This window comes from Limnochorda sp. (genome assembly GCF_047459355.1).
In the GTDB taxonomy this organism is placed as follows: domain Bacteria; phylum Bacillota; class Limnochordia; order Limnochordales; family Limnochordaceae; genus Limnochorda.
Map to the genome: position 1 here is coordinate 28,148 of NZ_VSCV01000011.1, position 19,265 is coordinate 47,412.

A 19,265-nucleotide genomic window follows, 5' to 3' on the forward strand; every position below is an offset into this window, starting at 1 on the left:
GCTAGGGTGAGGGGGAGGCTTCCATGGACCAAAAGATCCGGCTCTGTCTCGTGGACGACCACGAACTGGTGCGTCGCGGCATCGCCAGCCTGGTCTCCACCCAAGAGGACATGGAGGTGGTGGGGGAGGCGGCCTCCGGTGAGGAGGCCCTTCAGGTTTGTGCGGCCTGTGAGCCCGACGTGGTCCTCATGGACCTGCAGCTCCCGGGCATGGACGGGGTGGAAGCGACCCGCCGGCTGAGGAGCCGGCAGCCTGACGTGCGGGTCTTGATCTTGACCTCCTCAGAGCGGGAGGCGGACCTGATCGCCGCCCTGGAGGCGGGCGCCCAGGGGTACTTGGTGAAGGATCTGGCGCCCGAGCTCTTTTTCAGTTACATCCGAAGGGCGTGCCGGGGTGAGATCCCCATCTCCGGAAGCCTCACCACCCAGCTGATGCGCGGCTTCCGGGACCGCTCGGCGGCCTCCCGGTCCCGGCTGCCCCCGACGCCCAAGCCGGGAAGCCACCGGAGCCTCACCGAGCGGGAGCTCCAGGTGATCCGCCTTGTGAGCAAAGGGGCCACCAACGAGGAGATCGGCCAGGAGTTGAACATCTCGGCCAACACGGTGAAAAACCACCTGAGGAACATCCTGGCCAAGCTGGGCTTGCGCAACCGGGCCCAAGCGGTGACCTACGCCCTTCAGCACGGGCTGATCCCCGAGGAGGAAGATGCCGAAGCCCACCGGTAAGAGCCGGCGCCTGACGGTCGCTGCGGCCATCGGCGGAGGCTCGCCCCTCCGCCGGGCGGCCGGCTGGCCAGCGGAGCGGCCGAGGGCTGGCGGGTGATGAGGACGGGGGACCACGAGCTGTGAGCCAACCCATGCTCCGCCTGGAGCACATCTCCAAGCAGATCGGCCACCGCCCCATCCTCCACCAGGTGGATCTGGAGGTGGAACGAGGCCAGCGGGTGGCCCTCTTGGGGCCCAACGGGGCGGGAAAATCCACCCTGCTCCGGATTGCGGCCACCCTTCTCAAACCTTCCTCCGGCCGCGTCTGGATCGGGGGCCGGCCCGCGGGCGACGACCCGTCGGTCCGGGCCCAGGTGGGGGTGGTGTTGGAGCCGACCCTTTTTTATTTGAGCCTGACCGCCCGGGAGAACCTGACCCTCTACGCCCGCCTCTACGGGGTGCCCCAGGCGGGGAAGCGGGCGGCGGAGCTGCTGGAGCTGGTGGGGCTCGCCCTCTTCGGGGACGAGCCGGTCCGGACCTACTCCCGGGGGATGCGCCAGCGCCTGGCCCTGGCCCGGGCTCTGGTCCACAGCCCCCAGCTGCTCTTGCTGGACGAGCCCTACACGGCCCTGGACCAGGAGGGGTGCGCCCTCCTGAACGGGCTCTTGGAGCGCCTGGCCGCCCAGGGGACGGCGGTGGTGGTGGTCACCCACGAGCTGGAGCCAGGGGGAAGCCCCCTTCCCGTGGACCGGGCCGTCCTCTTGGACCGGGGCCGGCTGGTGGACGGAGTGGCGGTGCCGCCAGGCCGGGAGGCTGGGTGGCTCCGCCGCTGGTACCGGGAGCGGGTGGGCTCCGGGTTGGGACGGGGCTAGGAGGTGGGGCGGGCGGTGGCGGCCTTGCGGCGAGTGGTGCTCCTCGCCTGGAAAGACCTGGTGGTGGAGGCCCGGAGCAAGGAGCTCCTGGGCGCCATGTTTGTCTTCGCCCTGTTGGTGGTGGTGATCTTCAGCTTCGGCCTCGATCCGGCCCGGAGTGAGGTGCGGCCCCTCTTTCCCGGGATCCTCTGGGTGGCCGTCTTCTTCGCCGGGGTCTTGGGGCTCAACCGGAGCTTCACCAAAGAGTTGGAAGATCACGCCCTCTGGGGGATGATGCTGGTCCCCATGGACCGGAGCACCGTCTTCTACGCCAAGGCCCTCTCGAACCTGCTCCTTTTGCTCTTCACCGAGGCCATCGTCCTGCCGCTTTTCTTCGTCCTTCTGGGCCAGACCTTGCCTGGCGGCCTCCATCTCTTTCTGGCCGCCATCCTCTTGGGGAGTGTCGGCTTCACCTTGGCGGGCACCCTCCTTGGGGCCCTGGCGGCCGGCACCCGGTCCGGCGAGATGCTGCTCCCCGTCCTGCTCTTTCCCATCCTGGTGCCGGTGGTCTTGGGGGTGGTGCAGATCACCCAGGGCCTCCTCCTGAACCTGGACCCCGCCGGCTGGCGCCACTGGTTCCAGCTCCTGGCCGCCTATGACCTGATCTTTCTGGTCCTTCCCTTGCTCCTCTTTGAACAGGTGATCGAACTCTAGGGCCGGGGTTTGAGCCTGGATCCCCTGGGAGCCGGACGGGCCCACCCGAGGAGGGCCCCGCCGCCGGCCACCATGACCAGGCTGACCCACTGGGCCAGGGTGAGCCCCCAGGCCACAGGCTCGCCGATCCGGAGGAACTCCACCACGAACCGGATCGCCCCGTAGCCCAGCAGGTACCAGGCCACCTGCAGGCCCGGCCGGCTCTTGGGCCCTTCTGCCCCGGCGGCCACGGCCCGCCGCCAGAGGAGGGCGAAGAGGGCCAGGCAGGCGAGGGACTCGTACAGGAAGACGGGATGGAAGGCGGCGCTGGCGGCGAAGGGGGCGGGCCGGTAGGCCGGTTCGACGAGGACCCCCCAGGGGAGCTGGGTGGGACGGCCCAGGAGCTCCCGGTTGAAGAGGTTGCCCCACCGGCCCACCGCCTGGGCCAGGGGGAGGACGGTGAGGAGCTCGTCGGCCCGGCGCAGAAAGCGCCCGCTGCGCCGCTCCCGCCAGGCGAGGGCCAGGAGCCCCCCAACCAGGGCCCCGTGGAGGGCCAGGCCCCCCTCCCAGATGGCGACCATCCGGCCGGGGTCACCAAGAAAGAGAGGAAAATTCTGAAGAATAAAGGCCAAACGAGCCCCCACCAGGCCCAGGGGACCCACGGCCAGGGCCAGGGAGACGGCCTCATCCCAGGCCCGGGGGTGGCCCTGCCGGCGGAGGAGGGCGGCCAGAGCCCCGGTGGCCAGGAGGATGGCCAGCGCCAAGAGGAGGCCGTACCAGCGAATCGCCACGGGCCCGATCCGGAGCAGGACGGGCTCAGCCCATGGACTCACAGGAAGGGATCCGGCTCGTCCAAGAGGTGGCGCCGGACGGCGTAGGCGGCCGCTTCCGCCCGGTTCGAAAGGTTCAGCTTGGAGAGGATGCTGGAGACGTAGTTCCGCACCGTCTTCTCGCTCAAGTAGAGCGCTTCGGCGATCTCCTTGTTGGTCCGCCCATCGGCGATGAGGCGCAGGATCCGGAGCTCCTGGTCGGTCAGCTTCTCATGCTGCTGCTCCCGGGTCATGCCCCGCATGCGCTCCAGCACCTTCCCCGTGATGGACGGGTCCAGGAGGGAGCCCCCGGCGGCCACGGTCCGGATCGCCTCCACCAGCTCGTGGCTGCCGATCTGCTTGAGGACGTAGCCGGAAGCGCCGGCCATGACCGAGGCGAAGATGGCCTCGTCGTCGGTGTAGGAGGTGAGCATGATCACCTTGATCGCTTCGTTCTCCGAGCGGATGGCGCGGCATGCCTCGATCCCCGAACCGTCGGGCATCCGGATGTCCATCACCACCACGTCGGGCTTCCGGGACCGGGCCAGCTCGATGGCCTCCTGGGCGGACGCTGCCTCGCCCACCACCTCGAACTGGCCGATCCGTTCCAAGAGAGACCTGAGGCCGATCCGGACCACCTCGTGGTCGTCAACGATCAGGATACGAATGGTTTCCACGGGCCTCATCACCACCTGATAGGATGAGCGTCACCCGGGTCCCCTCACCCGGACGGCTCCAGATTTCGAGGCGCCCCCCGATGAGGGCGGCCCGCTCGTGCATGTTGGGCAGGCCATGGCCCCGGCCGTCCTCCCGCTGAACGACCCCGTTGGGATCGAAGCCGCGGCCGTCGTCCTCGATGGAGACCACCAGCCCCTGGCCCGTCCCCTCCAGGCGGACGGTGATCACCCGGGGCTGGCCGTGCCGCACGGCGTTGGTCATGCTCTCCCGGGCGATCTGGACCACGTGCTCCACCGCCTCGGGGGAGAGGTTGGTCCGGCCGACCCGCCGCACCTGGACCCGCACCTCGACGGGGTAGGTGCGGCGGAACTCGTCGGCCAGTCGCCGCAGGCGGGCCGGCAGGGGGGCCGCCTCTTCTCCCGAACTCCGCAGGCCGGTGATGTACCGGCGGATGTCCTTGACGGCCTGGTCCAGCCGGTCCATGTTCTCCCGGATCTGGCGGCGGGCCTCGTCGGGGGCCTTCTCCAGCAGGTAGAGGGAGCTCTCCAGGTGGAGGCCCACCCCGTACAGCTGCTGGATGACGCCGTCGTGCAGCTCCCGTGCGATCCGGTCCCGCTCGTTGAGAACGGCCACCATCCGCTGGTGGGTCTCGTGCTGGAGGGCGGCCTCCACGTCGTACAGCTCCAAGAGGCGGATGGTCACGTAGGCGATGGCCAGGCCCGCCAGGGCCCGGAGCGCGTGGACCGGGATGCCGAACCACGCGAAAAAGGCGGCGTCGTTCAGCCGGTTGGCCGGGAAGAAGGTGGCCGCCGGCACCACCAGGCCGCCGCTCAAGGCAAAGATCAAGAAGGCGACCACACCCAACCCCAGGTGGAGCTCCAGGTGGCCCAAGCCCATCTCATCGAACTGGGCCCGCTGCTCCGCAAGCCCCCAGGCGGCCAGGATGGAGCCGGTAAAGCCCAAGAGGTACCGAGACCAGACGTCGCTCAGGAGGAGCCAGCCCCGGATCCCCGTCGCGCCTTCCCGCAGGCCGGACCAGACGAAGGCGACGAACCAGGCGGCGAAAGCCACCCAGCCCAGCCAGGGCAAGAACCCCAGGCGGGGGCGGGTCTCGGCCAGGAGCCGCGCGCCGAAGCTAAAGAGGAAGGCGAAGGAGAGGGCCAGAAGAATGGCCATCAGGCCTTCCAGGCCGGCGACGATAGCCTCCGGCAGGTAGGTCCGCTGGATGGGGATGAAGACTTGGCCCCAGGCGGCGACGCCGTTGATCATGCCGAAGAGTCCCAGCAAGGGGAGATGGCGGGCGAGGCGGAGTTGGCTCGGGCGGCGGGCTTCCAGGTAGATGGAAAAGCCCATGACAAAGAAGACCAGGCCGTAACCGAAGAGAATGACGATTTCATTGGTCCGAAAGAACTGCTGAAGCAGTTCCATGACAGAAAAAAGCCCCCATCCCTACTAGCCCTTCTCCCCTGATACCGGCTATACTACGATTGTACCATAGTCGGCCGGCCTGGACCATGGCACCCCTCCCTTCCTCCTGAGGGCTGGCAGACAAAAGGAGCGGGTCCCATGGGTGGATACCTCCTCCCCCTCATCGCCTGGTTGGCCGTTTCGGCCTACGGGACGAGCCTGATCTTCCGGGAGCTGCAGCCGAGCCTCCGGCGCCTGCGCGGCTTCCGGGCGGTGGGTGCGCCCGTGCCAGCGCTGGAGGCCCTGGGCGTGTGGGGCGTGGGCGTGGGCGGGAGCTTGGCCTGGACCACGCTTCTTGGGATGACAGCGCTCCGGATCTTTTCGTGAGCCAGCCCGATCCTCCCTTCCGTCCCGCCGGGCGGGGCAGGCGCTGTCCCGGGGCAGGAACCACTCCCAGGAGGAAGAAACGATAACTGTTGGTGCGTCAATCGAGGCCTTTTTCGCGCACATCGGACTCGGCAGGAGGAGATCTGGATGGCTCATCGTGTGACCCTGATCCCGGGGGACGGGACGGGCCCCGAGCTGGTGGAGGCGGCTCGCCGGGTGATCGACGCCTCGGGGGCTTCCATTGAGTGGGAGGTCCAGGAGGCGGGGGCCGACGTCATGGAGAAGTACGGCACCCCCCTGCCCGACAGCGTCCTCGACTCCATCCGGCGCAACCGGGTCGCGCTCAAGGGTCCCATCACCACACCCATCGGCACCGGCTTCCGCAGTGTCAACGTGGCGCTCCGGCATGAGCTGAACCTCTACGCGTGCGTCCGGCCCTGCAAGCTTTATCCCGGTGTCCGGTCCCGCTACGACCAGGTGGATCTGGTCATTGTGCGGGAGAACACCGAGGATCTGTACGCGGGCGTCGAGTTCGAGGCTGGCAGCCCTGAGGCCCAAACCATCCGCTCTTGGGCCCCTGCCAAGATCCAGGAGGATGCGGCCATCTCCATCAAGCCCATCTCCCGGACGGGGAGCGAGCGGATCATCCGGTACGCCTTCGAGTACGCGCTGGCCAACAACCGGCGGAAAGTGACCGCGGTGGCCAAGGCCAACATCATGAAGTACACCGACGGGCTCTTCTTCCACGTGGGCCGGGAGGTGGCCAAGGAGTACGAGGGCCGGGTGGAGTACGAGGAACGCCTGGTCGACAACATGTGCATGCAGCTCGTCCTGAAGCCCGAGGCCTACGACGTGCTGGTCATGCCCAACCTGTACGGGGACATCCTGTCCGATGTGGCGGCCGGCCTCGTGGGCGGCCTGGGGATGGCCCCGGGGGCCAACATCGGCGACGGGGTGGCCCTCTTCGAACCCACCCACGGTTCCGCCCCCAAGTACGCCGGCCTGAACAAGGTGAACCCGACGGCCATCATCCTCTCCGGGGTCATGATGCTCCGGCACCTGGGCGAGCGGGAGGCGGCGGACCGGATCGAGCAGGCGGTGGCCCGGGTGATCGCCGAGGGCAGGTCGGTCACCTATGACCTCAAGGCGGATCCCAACGATCCCACCGCCGTCGGCACCTCCGAGATGGCCGACGCCATTATTGCTGCCATGGCTTGAGTCACCCCAAGCGCAGAGAGAGCCCCGGCTCCGGCCGGGGCTCTCTCTTTCAGGCGGTCGAAACCTTCCGGGGCCGCCGCCCTCATCCGCTGGGGGCGTTGCCGCCCGGCCCGGGGGCCGCCAGGGGCACGGCCGCGCCCCCCCGGGGTTACCGCAGGGCCTCGCGAAGCTCCCGGATCCGGCGTTCCAGCCGGAGCTGGCGGCTGCGGAAGAGGGTCAGGAAGACGTAGAGGGCGGTGTAGGCCAGGACGTTGATCACCAGGGCGTGGACCATGGGCGAGGCGAAGCTGGTCTCCGTCGGCGAGGGGTGGATGGTCCGCCACCAGACAGCCGACAGGTAGACGATGGGCACATCGATGAAGCCGATGATCCCAAAGATGGCCGCGTACCGGGCTTGCCGCTCGGCGCCCTCGGTGAGGGAACGGAGGAGTAGGTAGCCCACATAGATGAACCAGAGGATCAGGGTGGTGGTGAGGCGGGGATCCCACGTCCACCACGTGTTCCAGATGGGGCGCATCCAGAGGGTGCCGCCCATGAGGGTCAAGGTGGTGAAGAGCACCCCCACCTCCGCGGAGGCGTGGGCGATGTGGTCCCAGCGGGGGGTGCGGGTGATCAGGTAGCCGATGCTGCTGGCGGCCACCACGAAGAAGGCGAAAAAGGCATTCCAGGCCGAGGCCACGTGGAAGTAGAAGATCCGCTGGACATCGCCCATGGTCCGCTCCGGCGGGGCGTAGACCAGGGCAAAGTACAGGCCCAAAAGGATCAAGAGCGCGGTGATCAGGCCCAGCCAGCGGGGCGGTGACCAGGAGCCGGGGGCTGAAGGGGATTGGACCGTCACGTGGAACGCCTCCTGCAAAGGCCGGCGAAGCCGGGACCATGGCATGTACGGGACCAGTATAGCACACGCCCGGTGGGGGAGCACCCGCGCGCCGCCGGCGCTGGTCGGAGGAGTGAGGCCGTGGTAAGATGAACGGTGCAAGGGGAGGGAGTGCCGTGGCGCTCAGCCGCTCCGTGGAGGACTATCTCGCCGCCATTTACCGGGCCACGCTCAAGAACGGCACGGCGACCACCAGCGAGATCGCCCGCCGGCTCAACGTCTCGGCTGCTTCCACGACCCACATGTTCCAGCGGTTGGCCCAGGAGGGTTTGGTCCGGTACAAGGAGTACTCGGGGGTGTCCCTTACCAAGGCCGGTGAGGCCGCCGCTTTGGACATCATCCGACGTCATCGGCTGGCCGAACGGTTCCTGACCGACGTGTTGGAGATCCCTTGGGACCGGGTCGACGCGTTGGCCCATCGGATGGAGCACGCCCTCCCTGCCGAAGTGATTCAAGGGTTTGCCCGGATCCTGGACAATCCGACCACCTGCCCGCATGGCTACCCCATTCCCGATGCCGAGGGGAATGTGGCGCCCCTCCATGACTTCCTGCTGCAGGAGGCGGAAGAGGGGCAGGAGTTCGTCATCACGCGGGTGGACGAGGAGGATCCGGAGCTCCTGCGCTATCTGGCGGAGGTGGGCATGACGCCCGGCCAGCAGATCCGGGTGATCCGCAAGCCTCCCTTCGACGAGCCCATGGTGCTCCAGGTGGGGAGTGAAGAGCGGACGGTCGGTTCCCGGATCGCCCAGGCCGTCTACGTGCGCGAGCCGGAGACGGCCCCGGCCTAGCCCATCCCGGGGCCTCCGATTGACCAGGCGGGGTCAGGTTCTTATAATACGAGCGAATCTCGTTAAGAACACGCGTCGCCGCTAGGGCTGCGCTTTTGGGGAGGCGCTCGGGTGAACCGGAAGATCCGCTTGGCCATCGTCGGCGCACTCTTTGTGGCAGCGCTCGGGTACCTCATCTCCACGGCCATCGCCAACACGGGGATGTACTACTACACCGTGGCCGAGGCCGTCGCCCTGAGGCCCGAGCTGGAAGGCCGGTTTCTGCGCATCAACGGCGAGGTGGCGCCGGACACCATCCAGTGGGACCCCGTGGGCATGGTGCTCACCTTCGAGGTGCAGGAAGGGGGCCACCGGATTCCGGCCGTCTACCACGGCGCGCGGCCGGACACCTTCGCCGCCGGGGCGCCCATTATCGTCGAGGGCCGTTGGGAGGCGAGCGGCACCTTGGTGGCCGAGCAGCTCTTGATGCAGTGCCCGGCCCACTACGAGCCGGCCCTGCCCAACGCCTGAGCAGGAGCGTGCCAGACCCGCGGAGGAGGAAGGCCGCTTGTCCTTCTTAGTCGCTGCGTACCTGTTGCTCTGGGTGATTCTCTTCGGCTACCTCATCCGGTTGGGTCAGCGCCAGCGGGAGCTGGGCCGCCAGTTGGAAGCTTTGGAGCGGGCCCTCCAGGCGGAGCAGGCCCACCAGCGGGAGGCCTGAGCTGGAGGCGCCCTCGAGCTGAACCGTCCTCGACCAGCGCTCGGAGCCGGGCGCTGGTCTTCGCCGCGCCCATGGATGCGCCCTTCTCGGCCCTGGGATCGGTCCCAGGGCCTTTCCGTGTGGCTGGCCGGGCCGTCGCACGGGACCCCGCCACCCTCCGCGGAGCCAGGTTCGAGGCACGCTTGGCGCCGGGGGTATCACCTTGACAATCGCCTTTTAGACTCATACCATGGATATGACCATATACCGGTAGATGGTATCTTCGAGGAGGTTGGAGCCATGGCGGGCCAGGCCGGCCAGCGGCCTCACGGCGGCCACGGGGAGTACCGGGAGCGGGACAAGAAGGCTCTGACCCAGCGCCTCCGGCGGATCGAAGGGCAGATCCGGGGGATTCAACGGATGATCGAGGAAGACGCGTCCTGCGTCGACATCCTGATCCAGGTGTCGGCGGCCCGGGCGGCCCTGGAGAAAGTAGGGCTCCTGCTCCTGGAAGACCACACCCGCGGCTGCGTGGCCCGGGCCGTCCACGAAGATGGCAGCCAGGAGGCCATCGACGAGCTGATGGATGCCATCGCCCAGTTCATCCGCTGACCTTGCCTCAGGAGCGCCTTGATCCTGCCTGAGGGCCTCTTTCCCGGGGAAGGGTATGGGGGGAGGGAGGCCTGTGGAGCGAGGCACCCTGGGCCCGGCCGTCGGTCTGCTGGTGGGCCTGCTGAACGGCTTGCTGGCCGCGGGGTCCACCCTTCTGGTCCCAGCCTTGGTGGACGTCCTGCACCTGGAGCAGCGGGTGGCCCACGGCACCTCATTGGTGGTCATCCTCATCACGTCCACCATCAGCCTCTTCTTCTACCAGCTGGGCGCTTCCGTTCCGCTGGCGGAGGCCTGGCCCCTGGCCGCTGGCAGTGCGGCCGGGGGGCTTCTGGGCGCATGGCTCACGCCCCGCCTGCCCAACCGGCTCCTCCGCCGGCTCTTCGCGGCGGTGGTGGTGGTGGCCGGTTTCCGGATGGTGACGGGCTGATGGGGCCGCTAGTGGGGGCCGCCCTGGGGGTGGCCATGGGTGTGTTGAGCGGCCTGGGGGTGGGTGGGGGCAAGCTGGTCGTTCCTGTCCTGGTCCTCTTCTTGGGCTTCACCCAGCAGACAGCCCAGGGCGCGGTCCTCCTGGCCTTCCTGCCCCTGGCGGCGCTGGCCGCTTTCCAGCACTGGCGGCAGGGCACCTTCGACGGGGCCGTCGCCCGGCGGGTCTTCCCAACGGCTGTCGTGGGCGCGGCCCTTGGCGCGCTCCTGGCCCAGCGGGTGGACCCCAGTGGCCTCCGCACGGCCTACGGGCTCTTCCTTATAGCCATGGGCCTCTACCAGTGGGTCGTCCCGGGAGGGGAGGCCAGGGCCGAGGCGAAGCCCTAAAGGGGGCCGCCGGCGAGGCGGCCGGAGGAGGGGGCGAGGGCATGCGCCAGGTGGGCCTGGTGGCCATCCAGCAGCGGCTGGAGCCAGAGGAGTACGCGGACCTCTCTCGGTTGGAGCGGCGGCTGGCGGCGCTGGTGGAGGAGGGCTTGGGCCAGCTCCCCGGGGATCTGCCCACCCTGGTGGCCTTCCCGGAAGACACGGGCACCCTCCTGGCCTTTGCGGAGGACGGCGACCTGCTCACCGCCCACGGGGAGCTCGCGGCGGCGGTGCGGGCCCTGGCCCTGCGGCACCTGTGGGGGGCCCTCCGGCTCCGCCTCACCCGACGGGTGAGCACCATCCGGGCCCTCTTTCTGGAGCGGGCGGCCCGGGCCCATCAGGCGTACGTGGAGCTCTTCGGGGGCCTCGCCCGGCGGTACGGCTGTTACCTGGTGGCCGGGAGCGGCGTCTTCCCCGACCATCGCCTGGAAGACGGCCAAGCTCGCCTGCTCCCGGGCCCTCACGTCTACAACACCAGCTACCTCTTCGACCCCGACGGCCGGGTGGTGGCCAGCCAGAAGAAAGTCCATCTGGTGGAGCTGGAAGGGGAGGGCTACCTGGACCTCACCCCCGCGCCCCTTGAGGCGCTCACGGTGGTGCCCACGCCCGTGGGCCGGGTAGGGGTCGCCATCTGCTTCGATGCCTTCCACGAGGATGTGCTCCAGCGCCTGCAGGCGCAGGGCGTCCAGATCCTGGTCCAGCCTTCGGCCAACCCCCGGGTCTGGGACGAGTGGCAGCGGGACGACTGGGTTCGGGGCGCCTGGGCGGCGGTGCTGGCCCACCCGGGATGCCCCCTCTACGCGGTCAACCCCATGCTGGTTGGTTCCCTCTTCGACTTGGGCTTCGAGGGTCAATCGGGAATCTTCACAGGGCATCCCGCCCTCGGGCGGGAGGCGGGCTACGCCGGCCGGCCCGCCCGGCCGGGGGTGCTCGCCCTGGCCCGGAGCTGGCAAGAGGGCGAGGTGCTGGCCGTCGCCGTGCCCCACCCCGACGAGGTGCCCCTTTGAGCCACAGGACGCCCTTTCTGAGCCGATTTGTCGTCTGGTGACAGGAGTTTCAGACCTGCGCAGCGAAACGGGCAAGGAAGATGGGATCGATTCCCATCTTCATTTTCTTTCGGAAAGGAGCATGCCCGTGCGACGCAGGCTGGCTGTGGTATGGCGTTCCGTGGCGTCCGTGAGCCTGCTGGTGCTCACCGCCCTGACCCTCCCAGCTCAAGCTGCCGCGCCTGCCGACACGCTGGTCGTAGGCATTGATGAGGATGCCATCACCTTGGATCCCATGAACTTCCGCCACCGGCAGACGGAGACCATTCTGCGGAACATCTACGACGGGCTGGTCACCCGGACCCCCGATATGGAAATTGTCCCGGAACTGGCCGAATCGTGGGAGCAGGTGGATGAGACCACCTGGATCTTCCGACTGCGCCGAGGTGTGACCTTTCACGATGGAACACCGTTCACCGCCGCCGATGCCGCCTACAGCATCAACCGCACCGTGAAAGAAGGGGCCATGGGAGGCCAGACCTCGCCGCGCCAGGGACTTCTGGGGAACGTCATCGGGGCGGAGGCACTGGATGAGTACACCCTCAAGATCGAGACCGATGGACCGTGGCCGGCCCTCCTCTCTTTCCTCCCCTTCCACCTGATGGTGCCCGCCGCCACGGGCGACGGGTTGATTGAGCAGCCCATCGGAACCGGGCCCTTCCGCTTTGTGGAGTGGCAGCGGGGTCAGCGGGTGGTGCTGGAACGGTACGACGGGTACTACGGCGGCTCCCCGGAGCTCCCGCCCGTGGGGCCCGCGCAGGTGCGGCGGGTGATCTTCCAGGTCCTGCCCGAGCCGGCGACCCGTCTTGCCGCCTTGCGGGCCGGCGAGATCGACATCATGGTCGACGTGCCCGTCGATCAGATGGGCGCCATCGAGGCCGACCCCAACCTGGAACTCCTCGCGGTCAACGGGACCCGGAGCTTCTTCATGGAGATGAACGTCCAGAAGCCGCCCTTCACCGACCCCCGGGTGCGGCAGGCCATCAACTACGCGGTGGATGTCCAGGCCATCGTGGACGGGGTCCTCAACGGCTTGGCCACCCGCACGCCCACCCTTCTCTCGCCCCAGGCCTTCGCCTTCGACGACAGCCTGGAGCCCTACCCCTACGATCCCGAGCGGGCCCGGGCCCTGCTGGAGGAGGCCGGTGTGGGGCGGGGGTTCGCCATGACCATCGACACCATGCCGGACAACCGCTCGGCCGCCGAGGTGATCGCCTTCTACCTCCAGCAAGTGGGCATCCAGGCCCAGGTCCAGACCTGGGGCGATTACGGCGCCATGATCGACGCCATCCGCCGGGGGGATCGGGACGCCTGGGTCGACTCGTGGGGGAACGCCACCCTCGATCCCAGCGACATCGCGGAGCCCAAGCTCCAGACGGGCGGCCGGGGGAACTACAGCGGCTATTCCAACCCCCGGGTGGATGAGCTCCTCGCCCTCGCGGCGCGCAGCAGCGACCCGGCTGCCCGGGAGGCGGCCTACCGGGAGGTCCAGCAGATCATCTACGACGAAGCCCCCATGCTCTTCGGGTGGGTCGCCCAGGACCTCTACGCCATCAACCGGCGGGTGGAGGGCTGGCGGCCCAGCCCCGACAGCCGGATCAACCTCCACGACGCGGTGAAGCGTTAGCCCTGGAACCGGAGGGGCCCGGCTCTGGCCGGGCCCATCCCTGCCGCCCTTGGGTGGGTGGCGAGCCCTTGGGGAGGTGAGGCCCCTGAGCGGCCCGTATCTTGTGCGACGCCTGCTCCAGACGGTCCCCGTGGTGCTGGGGGTGACCCTGCTCGTCTTCACCCTCATCCATCTCACCCCCGGCGATCCCGTGGAGGCCATGATGGCCGGGCAGGGGAGCGTCACCCAGGAGCAGATGGACCAGCTCCGGCGGGAGCTGGGGCTGGACCTGCCCCTCTGGCGCCAGTACCTCCGCTTCCTGGCCGGTCTCGCCCGGGGCGACCTGGGCCACTCCTTCTACTACCGGGGGGCGCCCGTCGGCCGGCTCATCGCCGACAGGCTGCCGGCCACCATCGAGCTGACGGTGGCGGCCATGGTCATCTCGGTGGTGATCGCCTTGCCGGCCGGGGTGCTGGCCGCGGTCCGCCGCAACCGCTTGGCCGATCGGGTGGGGAGCGTCGGCGCCATGCTGGGTGTCTCCCTCCCCGATTTCTGGCTGGGTTTGGTGCTGATCCTCCTCTTCTCCGTCTCCCTGGGGTGGCTGCCCATTGCGGGGCGGATCACCTACGGGATGGAACCCCCGCCCGTGACCGGGCTCTACCTGGTGGACAGCCTCCTGGCCGGCGACTGGGCCGCTTTCGGCGATGCCCTACGGCACTTGGTCTTGCCCGCCGTCACCCTGGGGACGGCCATGGCCGCCCTCACCATGCGGATCACCCGCTCCTCCATGTTGGAGGTGATCCGCCAGGAGTACATCACCTACGCCCGGGCCAAGGGGCTGTCCGAGTGGGCGGTGGTGGTCCGCCACGGGCTGCGGAACGCCCTCATCCCCACGGTGACGGTGGTCAGCCTCAACGCGGGGACCTTGCTCGGCGGCAACATGATCGTCGAGACCATCTTCGGCTGGCCGGGGCTGGGCCGGCTGGTGGTGGACTCCATCTACGTGCGCGACTACCCGGTGGTCCAGGCGGCGGTCTTCATCTACGCCCTCACCTACATCCTGATGAACTTGGTGGCCGACTGGCTCTACACCTGGCTCAACCCGCGGGTGACCCTCTAGCAGGCAGGGGAGGTGGACCCTTGAAGGAGTTGGAATCGCTGCCCATCCGCGAGATGGCCACGCCCTGGCTGGAGGTGGAGGCGGACCCCAGGCAAGGGGAGGGCGCCCCCACCAGCTGGCGCCTGGTCTGGCGGGAGTTCCGGAAGAACCGGCCGGCCTTGGTCGGGGCGGTGGTGGTGCTCATCCTCATCGGCGTCGCCCTGGCGGCTCCCTGGATCGCCCCCCATGATCCGGCCCAGATCAACCCCTTCCGGCGCCTCCAGCCCCCGGCGTGGATGCCCGGCGGGAGCTGGGAGTACCCTCTGGGCACCGACCACCTGGGCCGGGACCTCCTCAGCCGGTTGATCTACGGCTCCCGGGTCTCCCTGGCCGTGGGCGCGGTGGTGGTCCTCATCGCCACCACCGTGGGCGTGGTCATGGGGCTGATCTCCGGCTACTTCGGCGGGTGGATCGATACGGTCATCCAGCGGGTGGTGGAGATTCTCCTCGCCTTCCCCTACCTGGTGCTGGCCATCGCCCTCATGGGGGTGATGGGCCCGGGGTTGGTCAACCTCCTGGTGGCCTTGGTCTACAAAGAGTGGGTTACCGCCGCGCGGGTGGTCCGGGCCGAGGTGCTGGCGGTGAAGAGCCGGGAGTACGTGGAGGCCGCCCGGGCCCTGGGCGCCAGCGGGACCCGCATCATGTTCCGGCACATCCTACCCAATGTGCTCGCCTCCGCGGTGGTGATCGCCACCCTCCGGGTGGCCTGGGTCATCCTGATGGAGGCCTCCCTCTCCTTTCTGGGGCTGGGGGTGCAGCCGCCCACGCCCTCGTGGGGGGTGATGGTGGCCGACGGGCGGAGCGCCATCTTCCAGCAGTGGTGGATCTCCACCTTTCCGGGCCTGGCCATCCTGGTGACGGTGCTCGCCATCAACCTGCTGGGGGAAGGCCTCCGGGACGCCCTGGACCCCCGGCTGAGAGAGTGAGCGCCCGGGGAAGAGCCGCCCGGTGTGGGCCCGCCGGAGGGGTAGGGATAGGGGGCAGGGTAGGGGCGGGGCCCCCTCCGACGAGAAGCTGAAAAAGGGCTTGCATCTTGGTAGCGACCCTGCTATACTTGCTCATGGCCGCACGGCCGAGGGAAAGCCTCCAGACAAGCCCCCATCGTCTAGCGGCCTAGGATGCATGGTTCTCAGCCATGAGACCCGGGTTCGAATCCCGGTGGGGGTACCAATCGTTTCGAAGAGCGCCGGCGACAATCGCCGGCGCTCTTTCCCTTTTCGGGCGCGGTGGAGAAAGAAGAAAGCCGGTGGAACACCCACCGGCTTTGGCTGGGGAGGAAGGATTCGAACCTTCATTACTGGATCCAGAGTCCAGCGTGTTCCCGTTACACCACTCCCCAACGGGGTCGGAAGGCACGCCTCCGACGCCTAAGAGGGTATCATGACTCCTGCTGCCTGTCAAGACCCGTTCGGCCGCGGCCGGCCCACCGGCGGAGGCGCCGGCAGGTGGCCTCCTTGCCCAGGAAGTGGATCACCTCATACATGCCGGGGGAGACCGTGGTCCCTGTCAGGGCGACCCGCACGGGCTGGAGCACGGCCCCCAGCTTCATGCCCCGCCGCTCCCGGATCCCCTCGAAGACGGCCTCGATCCCCTCGAGGGTGAAGGGCTCCAAGGCCTCCAGGCCATCGGCCGCCTCCGCGAAGATCTCAGGGATGGCCTCCTGCTTGAGGAACTTCTCCACCGCGGCCGGGTCGTACTGGATGTCGTCGGTGAAGTAGTAGTAGGTCCAGGGAACCAGCTCATCCAGCCGCTTGATGCGGGTCTGGACCTCCTTCAGGATCGTCTCCAGCCGGGGCAGGACCGCCTCCCGTTCCTCGGGCTTGGTGTAGCCCGCCGCCTCCAGGCGGGCGGCCGCCTCCTGGGCCAGGCGGTCCAGAGGCATCTGCCGGAGATAGACGCCGTTCATCCACTCGATCTTCTTCAGGTCGAAGATGGCCGGGTTCTTGGAGACCCGCTCCAGGGAGAAGTGGCGGATGAGCTCCTCCCGGGTGAAAAGCTCCGTCCGGTCATCCAAGGACCAGCCCAGGAGGGCCAGGTAGTTGATCATCGCCTCGGGCAGGTAGCCCTGCTCCCGGTACTGGTCGACGGAGGTGGCCCCGTGGCGCTTGGAGAGCCGCTGGCGGTCCGCGCCCAGGATCATGGGGACGTGGGCGAAGTGGGGGACGGGGAGGTTCAGCGCCCGGTAGATCTGGATCTGCCGGGGCGTGTTGGAGAGGTGATCCTCGCCCCGGATCACGTGGGTGATCCGCATGAGCGCGTCGTCCACCACCACCGCGAAGTTGTAGGTGGGCATGCCGTCGGACTTGATCAGCACCAGGTCGTCCAGCTGGCGGTTGTCGAAGCGGACGGGCCCCCGGATCAGATCCTCCACCACCGTCTCACCCTCATCCTCGGCCAGGAAGCGGATGACGGGCTTCCGCCCTTCGGTTTCGTACGCTTGGCGCTCGGCCTCGGTGAGGTGGAGGCATTTGCGGTCGTACTTGACGGCCTCGCCCCGCTTCAGCATGGCCTGGCGGCGCTCGGTCAGCTCCTCGGGGGTGCAGTAGCAGAAGTAGGCCCGGCCCGCCTCCAGGAGCTTCTGGGCGTACTCCCGGTAGATCTCCAGCCGCTCCGTCTGCCGGTACGGCCCATAGGGGCCGCCCACCTCGGGCCCCTCGTCCCAGTCGAGGCCCAGCCAGCGCAGGCCGTCGAGAATGGCTGCGAGGGACTCCTCGGTGGAGCGCTGGGTGTCGGTGTCCTCAATGCGGAGGACGAAGGTGCCGCCGTAGTGGCGGGCAAAGAGCCAGTTGAAGAGCGCCGTGCGAGCCCCACCCACGTGCAGGTAGCCGGTGGGACTGGGCGCAAAACGGGTCCGAACCTCTGCCAAGCCCGATCCTCTCCTTAAACGAGATGGCGTCCCACGAGGTCCCGTGCCGAGCGCGGACGGGTTACGGGGCGGCCACGGCTGGGGGCCACGGACCGCCGAGGGAGGCGCAGGCGCAGCCCCGGGCAGGGAGGCGGCCGATGACCGTCTCCAGCAGGCGCTGGAGCCGCTCGGAGGCGCGGTTCATCACGTCGACGACCTCTTGGTGGGACAGGGGGGTGTCCGCCAGGCCGGCGGCCAGGTTGGTGACGATGCCGATGGTGGCGTAGCAGAGGCCCGCCTCCCGGGCCAGAACCACCTCAGGGACGTTGGTCATGCCCACCAGATCCCCGCCCAGCTGGCGGAAGGCGCGAATCTCCGCGGCCGTCTCGTACCGGGGCCCTTCGGCGCAGACGTAGGTGGCGGAGGGGTGGACGGTAAACGCCTCTTGGTTTCCGAAGAGCTCGGCGGCCGCCGCCTGGATGGTGGCCCGCAGCTCGGGGCAGTAGGGTTCGGTGACGTCCACGTGGTAGACGCCCGCCGGCCCCCCTTCATAAAAGGTGCTCACCCGCCCCCGGGTGAAGTCGAGAAACTGGTCCACCACCGCCAGGTCGCCGGGGCGCATCTCCCGCCGCAGGGAGCCGACGGCCGAGCTGGAGAGCACCCGCTCCACGCCCACCTCGCGCAAGGCCCAGATGTTGGCCCGGTAGTTGATCCGGTGGGGCGGCGTCTGGTGCTGCTCCCCGTGCCGGGGCACGAAGAAGACCTCCTGGCCCGCCCACTCGGTCTGGCGCAGCCGGACGGGGCCGAAGGGGGTCTGGACCCGCACCTCCTGGGCCTCACCCGAGCCGATCTGGTACAGGCCGGTGCCACCGATGAGTCCGACGCGCATCGGCACCCCTCCTCCGCCTGAGAACCCACGTGCCGCCGGAGTCATCATTTCCTTCGCCAGGAGGTGGCCGCCTCCTCCCTGGGCCCTGGGTTCCCCTGCCAGCCGGGTCCCGCCGGCGGGGCTCGCCGCCCCGGCGCCGGACCGCCCCCCTCCCCGGGGGCCCCGGAGCGCTGACCATCGCCTGCCGCAGGCCCGCCGACCCTGGGATGTCAGCTGACGATGGAGAAGTAGGCCATCACCTCATCTTCCGGCGCCTCTTCCAGGGAGCGGGCCAGCTCGTCGACGATCTCCGGGGTCACCCGGGCCACCTCACCGTCCAGCGCCCGGCGGCAGACGGCCAGGCTGGCGTAGGACTCGGGATGGCGTCGCACAAAGTCCAGAATCCGCTCCACCCGTTCCTTGGCTTGGGCCAGGGACCATCCCTCCACTCGCTTCCTGGGGCTAGTCTGGCGCGCCGGCGCCGGCCCTTATGCCGGCCCGATCCCGCGGGGCCATCCGGGACTGGAGGGAGGGATCGGGAGCCGGAGGGAGGGGCCGGGCGGGAAAGGGAGCCCTGGGCGGATCGTGCCTCCAAGTCCCGGCCATAGGGCCGCGGGGGCGGGTTCAGACTAGCGGCGAGGGCGAAGGGAGGGACGCGCGTGAGCTGGTGGGAGACACTGAAGGACCTCTTGGGCTGGAGCGATGAGGTGAGCCTCAAAGAGCAGGAACGCCTGCGCCGGGTGAGTGGGGCCCGGATGGAAGCGGCCGAGGAGCTGGCCAGCTTCTACAACGGCCAGAGTAGCGCCCGCACCGCCACGGCGGAGCCGGCCCTGGAGGCGTACCAGTTGCGCCCCAATGACGGCGTGAAGGTGGAGCCCGTCCCCATCACCCGGTACGAGACGGTGACGGTCACCTACGACGGCCTCCTGGCCAAAGCCGGAGCCCAGCAGGTGATCCTCCACTGGGGGTACGGCCCCGGGCCCTGGCGGAAGGTGCAGGAGCAGGTGATGCAACGGACGCCCGAGGGCCACTGGGAGGCCCTGGTGACCTTGAACGAAGGCGGCCGCTTCAGCTTCTGCTTCCGGGACAACGCCTACAACTGGGACAACAACGCCGGGCGGAACTGGAGTTACGAGATCCATGATGGCCGCATGCCTTGGTAGCCGGTGAGGGGTGAAGGCCGAAGGGGGGA

At 68.8% G+C, this 19,265-nt stretch carries 23 protein-coding genes and 2 tRNA genes; 17 read left to right on the plus strand and 8 right to left on the minus strand.

What is annotated here, in order from left to right:
* The first annotated feature begins 23 nt into the window (after window positions 1-23).
* From FWJ67_RS05715 to FWJ67_RS05725, 3 genes are all read left to right on the plus strand, one after another.
* Window positions 24-725: a response regulator gene (locus FWJ67_RS05715; protein ID WP_304174685.1), complete on the plus strand. Its 702-nt coding sequence runs from the start codon at window positions 24-26 to the stop codon at window positions 723-725.
* A gap of 119 nt (window positions 726-844) precedes the next feature.
* Window positions 845-1,576 carry an ABC transporter ATP-binding protein gene (locus FWJ67_RS05720; protein WP_414482625.1) on the plus strand — a complete coding sequence of 244 codons (732 nt, stop codon included), beginning with the start codon at window positions 845-847 and terminating at the stop codon, window positions 1,574-1,576.
* 15 nt (window positions 1,577-1,591) lie between these two features.
* Complete coding sequence (locus tag FWJ67_RS05725) at window positions 1,592-2,269, plus strand: heme exporter protein CcmB (RefSeq protein WP_414482089.1); 678 nt, start codon at window positions 1,592-1,594, stop codon at window positions 2,267-2,269.
* Here FWJ67_RS05725 and lgt read toward each other — a convergent pair.
* From lgt to FWJ67_RS05740, 3 genes are read right to left on the minus strand one after another with little or no spacing between them, the layout of a single operon-like run.
* Window positions 2,266-3,081: a prolipoprotein diacylglyceryl transferase gene (lgt, locus tag FWJ67_RS05730; protein ID WP_304174691.1), complete on the minus strand. Its 816-nt coding sequence runs from the start codon at window positions 3,079-3,081 to the stop codon at window positions 2,266-2,268. The genes FWJ67_RS05725 and lgt overlap by 4 nt on opposite strands.
* Complete coding sequence (locus tag FWJ67_RS05735; RefSeq protein ID WP_414482626.1) at window positions 3,078-3,734, minus strand: response regulator; 657 nt, start codon at window positions 3,732-3,734, stop codon at window positions 3,078-3,080. The genes lgt and FWJ67_RS05735 overlap by 4 nt, the downstream gene beginning before the upstream one ends.
* Entirely contained in the window at window positions 3,706-5,163 is a 1,458-nt protein-coding gene (locus FWJ67_RS05740) for a sensor histidine kinase (protein ID WP_304174696.1), read from the minus strand. Before FWJ67_RS05740 ends, FWJ67_RS05735 begins: the two co-directional genes overlap by 29 nt.
* Window positions 5,164-5,301: 138 nt before the next feature.
* Here FWJ67_RS05740 and FWJ67_RS05745 point away from each other — a divergent pair, with 138 nt between their 5' ends.
* The gene (locus tag FWJ67_RS05745) at window positions 5,302-5,529 is read left to right on the plus strand and encodes a hypothetical protein (protein ID WP_304174697.1); all 228 of its coding nucleotides are present in this window, start codon (window positions 5,302-5,304) and stop codon (window positions 5,527-5,529) included.
* A gap of 147 nt (window positions 5,530-5,676) precedes the next feature.
* Window positions 5,677-6,747 carry an isocitrate/isopropylmalate dehydrogenase family protein gene (locus tag FWJ67_RS05750; protein WP_414482086.1) on the plus strand — a complete coding sequence of 357 codons (1,071 nt, stop codon included), beginning with the start codon at window positions 5,677-5,679 and terminating at the stop codon, window positions 6,745-6,747.
* A 148-nt stretch (window positions 6,748-6,895) separates the two neighbouring features.
* Here FWJ67_RS05750 and ccsA read toward each other — a convergent pair whose 3' ends face one another.
* Window positions 6,896-7,585 (minus strand): cytochrome c biogenesis protein CcsA, encoded by a 690-nt coding sequence (gene ccsA / locus FWJ67_RS05755; protein WP_304173179.1) that lies wholly within the window; start codon window positions 7,583-7,585, stop codon window positions 6,896-6,898.
* Between the two features lie 155 nt (window positions 7,586-7,740).
* Here ccsA and FWJ67_RS05760 point away from each other — a divergent pair, with 155 nt between their 5' ends.
* From FWJ67_RS05760 to FWJ67_RS05810, 11 genes are all read left to right on the plus strand, one after another.
* Window positions 7,741-8,412 carry a metal-dependent transcriptional regulator gene (locus tag FWJ67_RS05760; RefSeq protein ID WP_304173181.1) on the plus strand — a complete coding sequence of 224 codons (672 nt, stop codon included), beginning with the start codon at window positions 7,741-7,743 and terminating at the stop codon, window positions 8,410-8,412.
* Between the two features lie 111 nt (window positions 8,413-8,523).
* Entirely contained in the window at window positions 8,524-8,922 is a 399-nt protein-coding gene (locus tag FWJ67_RS05765) for a cytochrome c maturation protein CcmE (protein ID WP_304173183.1), read from the plus strand.
* A gap of 37 nt (window positions 8,923-8,959) precedes the next feature.
* On the plus strand, window positions 8,960-9,112 hold the full coding sequence (locus tag FWJ67_RS05770; RefSeq protein WP_304173185.1) for a CcmD family protein: 153 nt from the start codon (window positions 8,960-8,962) through the stop codon (window positions 9,110-9,112).
* Between the two features lie 279 nt (window positions 9,113-9,391).
* Window positions 9,392-9,703, plus strand: a complete 312-nt coding sequence (locus FWJ67_RS05775) for a metal-sensitive transcriptional regulator (protein WP_414482085.1) — start codon at window positions 9,392-9,394, stop codon at window positions 9,701-9,703.
* 73 nt (window positions 9,704-9,776) lie between these two features.
* Window positions 9,777-10,130 (plus strand): sulfite exporter TauE/SafE family protein, encoded by a 354-nt coding sequence (locus FWJ67_RS05780; RefSeq protein WP_304173189.1) that lies wholly within the window; start codon window positions 9,777-9,779, stop codon window positions 10,128-10,130.
* On the plus strand, window positions 10,130-10,513 hold the full coding sequence (locus FWJ67_RS05785) for a sulfite exporter TauE/SafE family protein (protein ID WP_304173191.1): 384 nt from the start codon (window positions 10,130-10,132) through the stop codon (window positions 10,511-10,513). The genes FWJ67_RS05780 and FWJ67_RS05785 overlap by 1 nt, the downstream gene beginning before the upstream one ends.
* A gap of 41 nt (window positions 10,514-10,554) precedes the next feature.
* A complete protein-coding gene (locus FWJ67_RS05790) occupies window positions 10,555-11,556 on the plus strand; it encodes a carbon-nitrogen hydrolase family protein (protein ID WP_304173193.1) in 1,002 nt (333 codons plus the stop codon).
* A gap of 127 nt (window positions 11,557-11,683) precedes the next feature.
* Window positions 11,684-13,222, plus strand: coding sequence for an ABC transporter substrate-binding protein (locus FWJ67_RS05795; protein ID WP_304173195.1), 1,539 nt, complete (start codon window positions 11,684-11,686; stop codon window positions 13,220-13,222).
* 103 nt (window positions 13,223-13,325) lie between these two features.
* On the plus strand, window positions 13,326-14,321 hold the full coding sequence (locus FWJ67_RS05800) for an ABC transporter permease (protein WP_414482627.1): 996 nt from the start codon (window positions 13,326-13,328) through the stop codon (window positions 14,319-14,321).
* Window positions 14,322-14,341: 20 nt separating this feature from the next.
* Entirely contained in the window at window positions 14,342-15,286 is a 945-nt protein-coding gene (locus tag FWJ67_RS05805) for an ABC transporter permease (protein ID WP_304173199.1), read from the plus strand.
* 168 nt (window positions 15,287-15,454) lie between these two features.
* A tRNA-Glu gene (locus FWJ67_RS05810) sits at window positions 15,455-15,530 on the plus strand.
* Between the two features lie 95 nt (window positions 15,531-15,625).
* Here the strand turns inward: FWJ67_RS05810 and FWJ67_RS05815 are convergent.
* The 4 genes from FWJ67_RS05815 to FWJ67_RS05830 all read right to left on the minus strand — a co-directional run bounded on the left by FWJ67_RS05815 (window position 15,626) and on the right by FWJ67_RS05830 (window position 18,522).
* Window positions 15,626-15,699, minus strand: a tRNA-Gln gene (locus FWJ67_RS05815).
* A 39-nt stretch (window positions 15,700-15,738) separates the two neighbouring features.
* On the minus strand, window positions 15,739-17,226 hold the full coding sequence (gene gltX / locus FWJ67_RS05820; RefSeq protein ID WP_304173201.1) for a glutamate--tRNA ligase: 1,488 nt from the start codon (window positions 17,224-17,226) through the stop codon (window positions 15,739-15,741).
* Between the two features lie 61 nt (window positions 17,227-17,287).
* Window positions 17,288-18,094 carry an S-methyl-5'-thioadenosine phosphorylase gene (gene mtnP, locus FWJ67_RS05825; RefSeq protein WP_304173203.1) on the minus strand — a complete coding sequence of 269 codons (807 nt, stop codon included), beginning with the start codon at window positions 18,092-18,094 and terminating at the stop codon, window positions 17,288-17,290.
* Between the two features lie 209 nt (window positions 18,095-18,303).
* A complete protein-coding gene (locus FWJ67_RS05830) occupies window positions 18,304-18,522 on the minus strand; it encodes a hypothetical protein (RefSeq protein ID WP_304173205.1) in 219 nt (72 codons plus the stop codon).
* Window positions 18,523-18,732: 210 nt separating this feature from the next.
* Here FWJ67_RS05830 and FWJ67_RS05835 point away from each other — a divergent pair, with 210 nt between their 5' ends.
* On the plus strand, window positions 18,733-19,236 hold the full coding sequence (locus tag FWJ67_RS05835) for a carbohydrate-binding protein (protein ID WP_414482196.1): 504 nt from the start codon (window positions 18,733-18,735) through the stop codon (window positions 19,234-19,236).
* The last annotated feature ends 29 nt before the right edge of the window (window positions 19,237-19,265 follow it).

Coding starts and splice junctions, on each gene's coding strand:
- mtnP (WP_304173203.1), bottom strand. CDS start 18,094: ATGCGCGTCGGACTCATCGGTGGCACCGGCCTGTACCAGATCGGCTCG.
- FWJ67_RS05740 (WP_304174696.1), bottom strand. CDS start 5,163: ATGGAACTGCTTCAGCAGTTCTTTCGGACCAATGAAATCGTCATTCTC.
- FWJ67_RS05715 (WP_304174685.1), top strand. CDS start 24: ATGGACCAAAAGATCCGGCTCTGTCTCGTGGACGACCACGAACTGGTG.
- FWJ67_RS05775 (WP_414482085.1), top strand. CDS start 9,392: ATGGCGGGCCAGGCCGGCCAGCGGCCTCACGGCGGCCACGGGGAGTAC.
- FWJ67_RS05750 (WP_414482086.1), top strand. CDS start 5,677: ATGGCTCATCGTGTGACCCTGATCCCGGGGGACGGGACGGGCCCCGAG.
- FWJ67_RS05745 (WP_304174697.1), top strand. CDS start 5,302: ATGGGTGGATACCTCCTCCCCCTCATCGCCTGGTTGGCCGTTTCGGCC.
- FWJ67_RS05790 (WP_304173193.1), top strand. CDS start 10,555: ATGCGCCAGGTGGGCCTGGTGGCCATCCAGCAGCGGCTGGAGCCAGAG.
- FWJ67_RS05785 (WP_304173191.1), top strand. CDS start 10,130: ATGGGGCCGCTAGTGGGGGCCGCCCTGGGGGTGGCCATGGGTGTGTTG.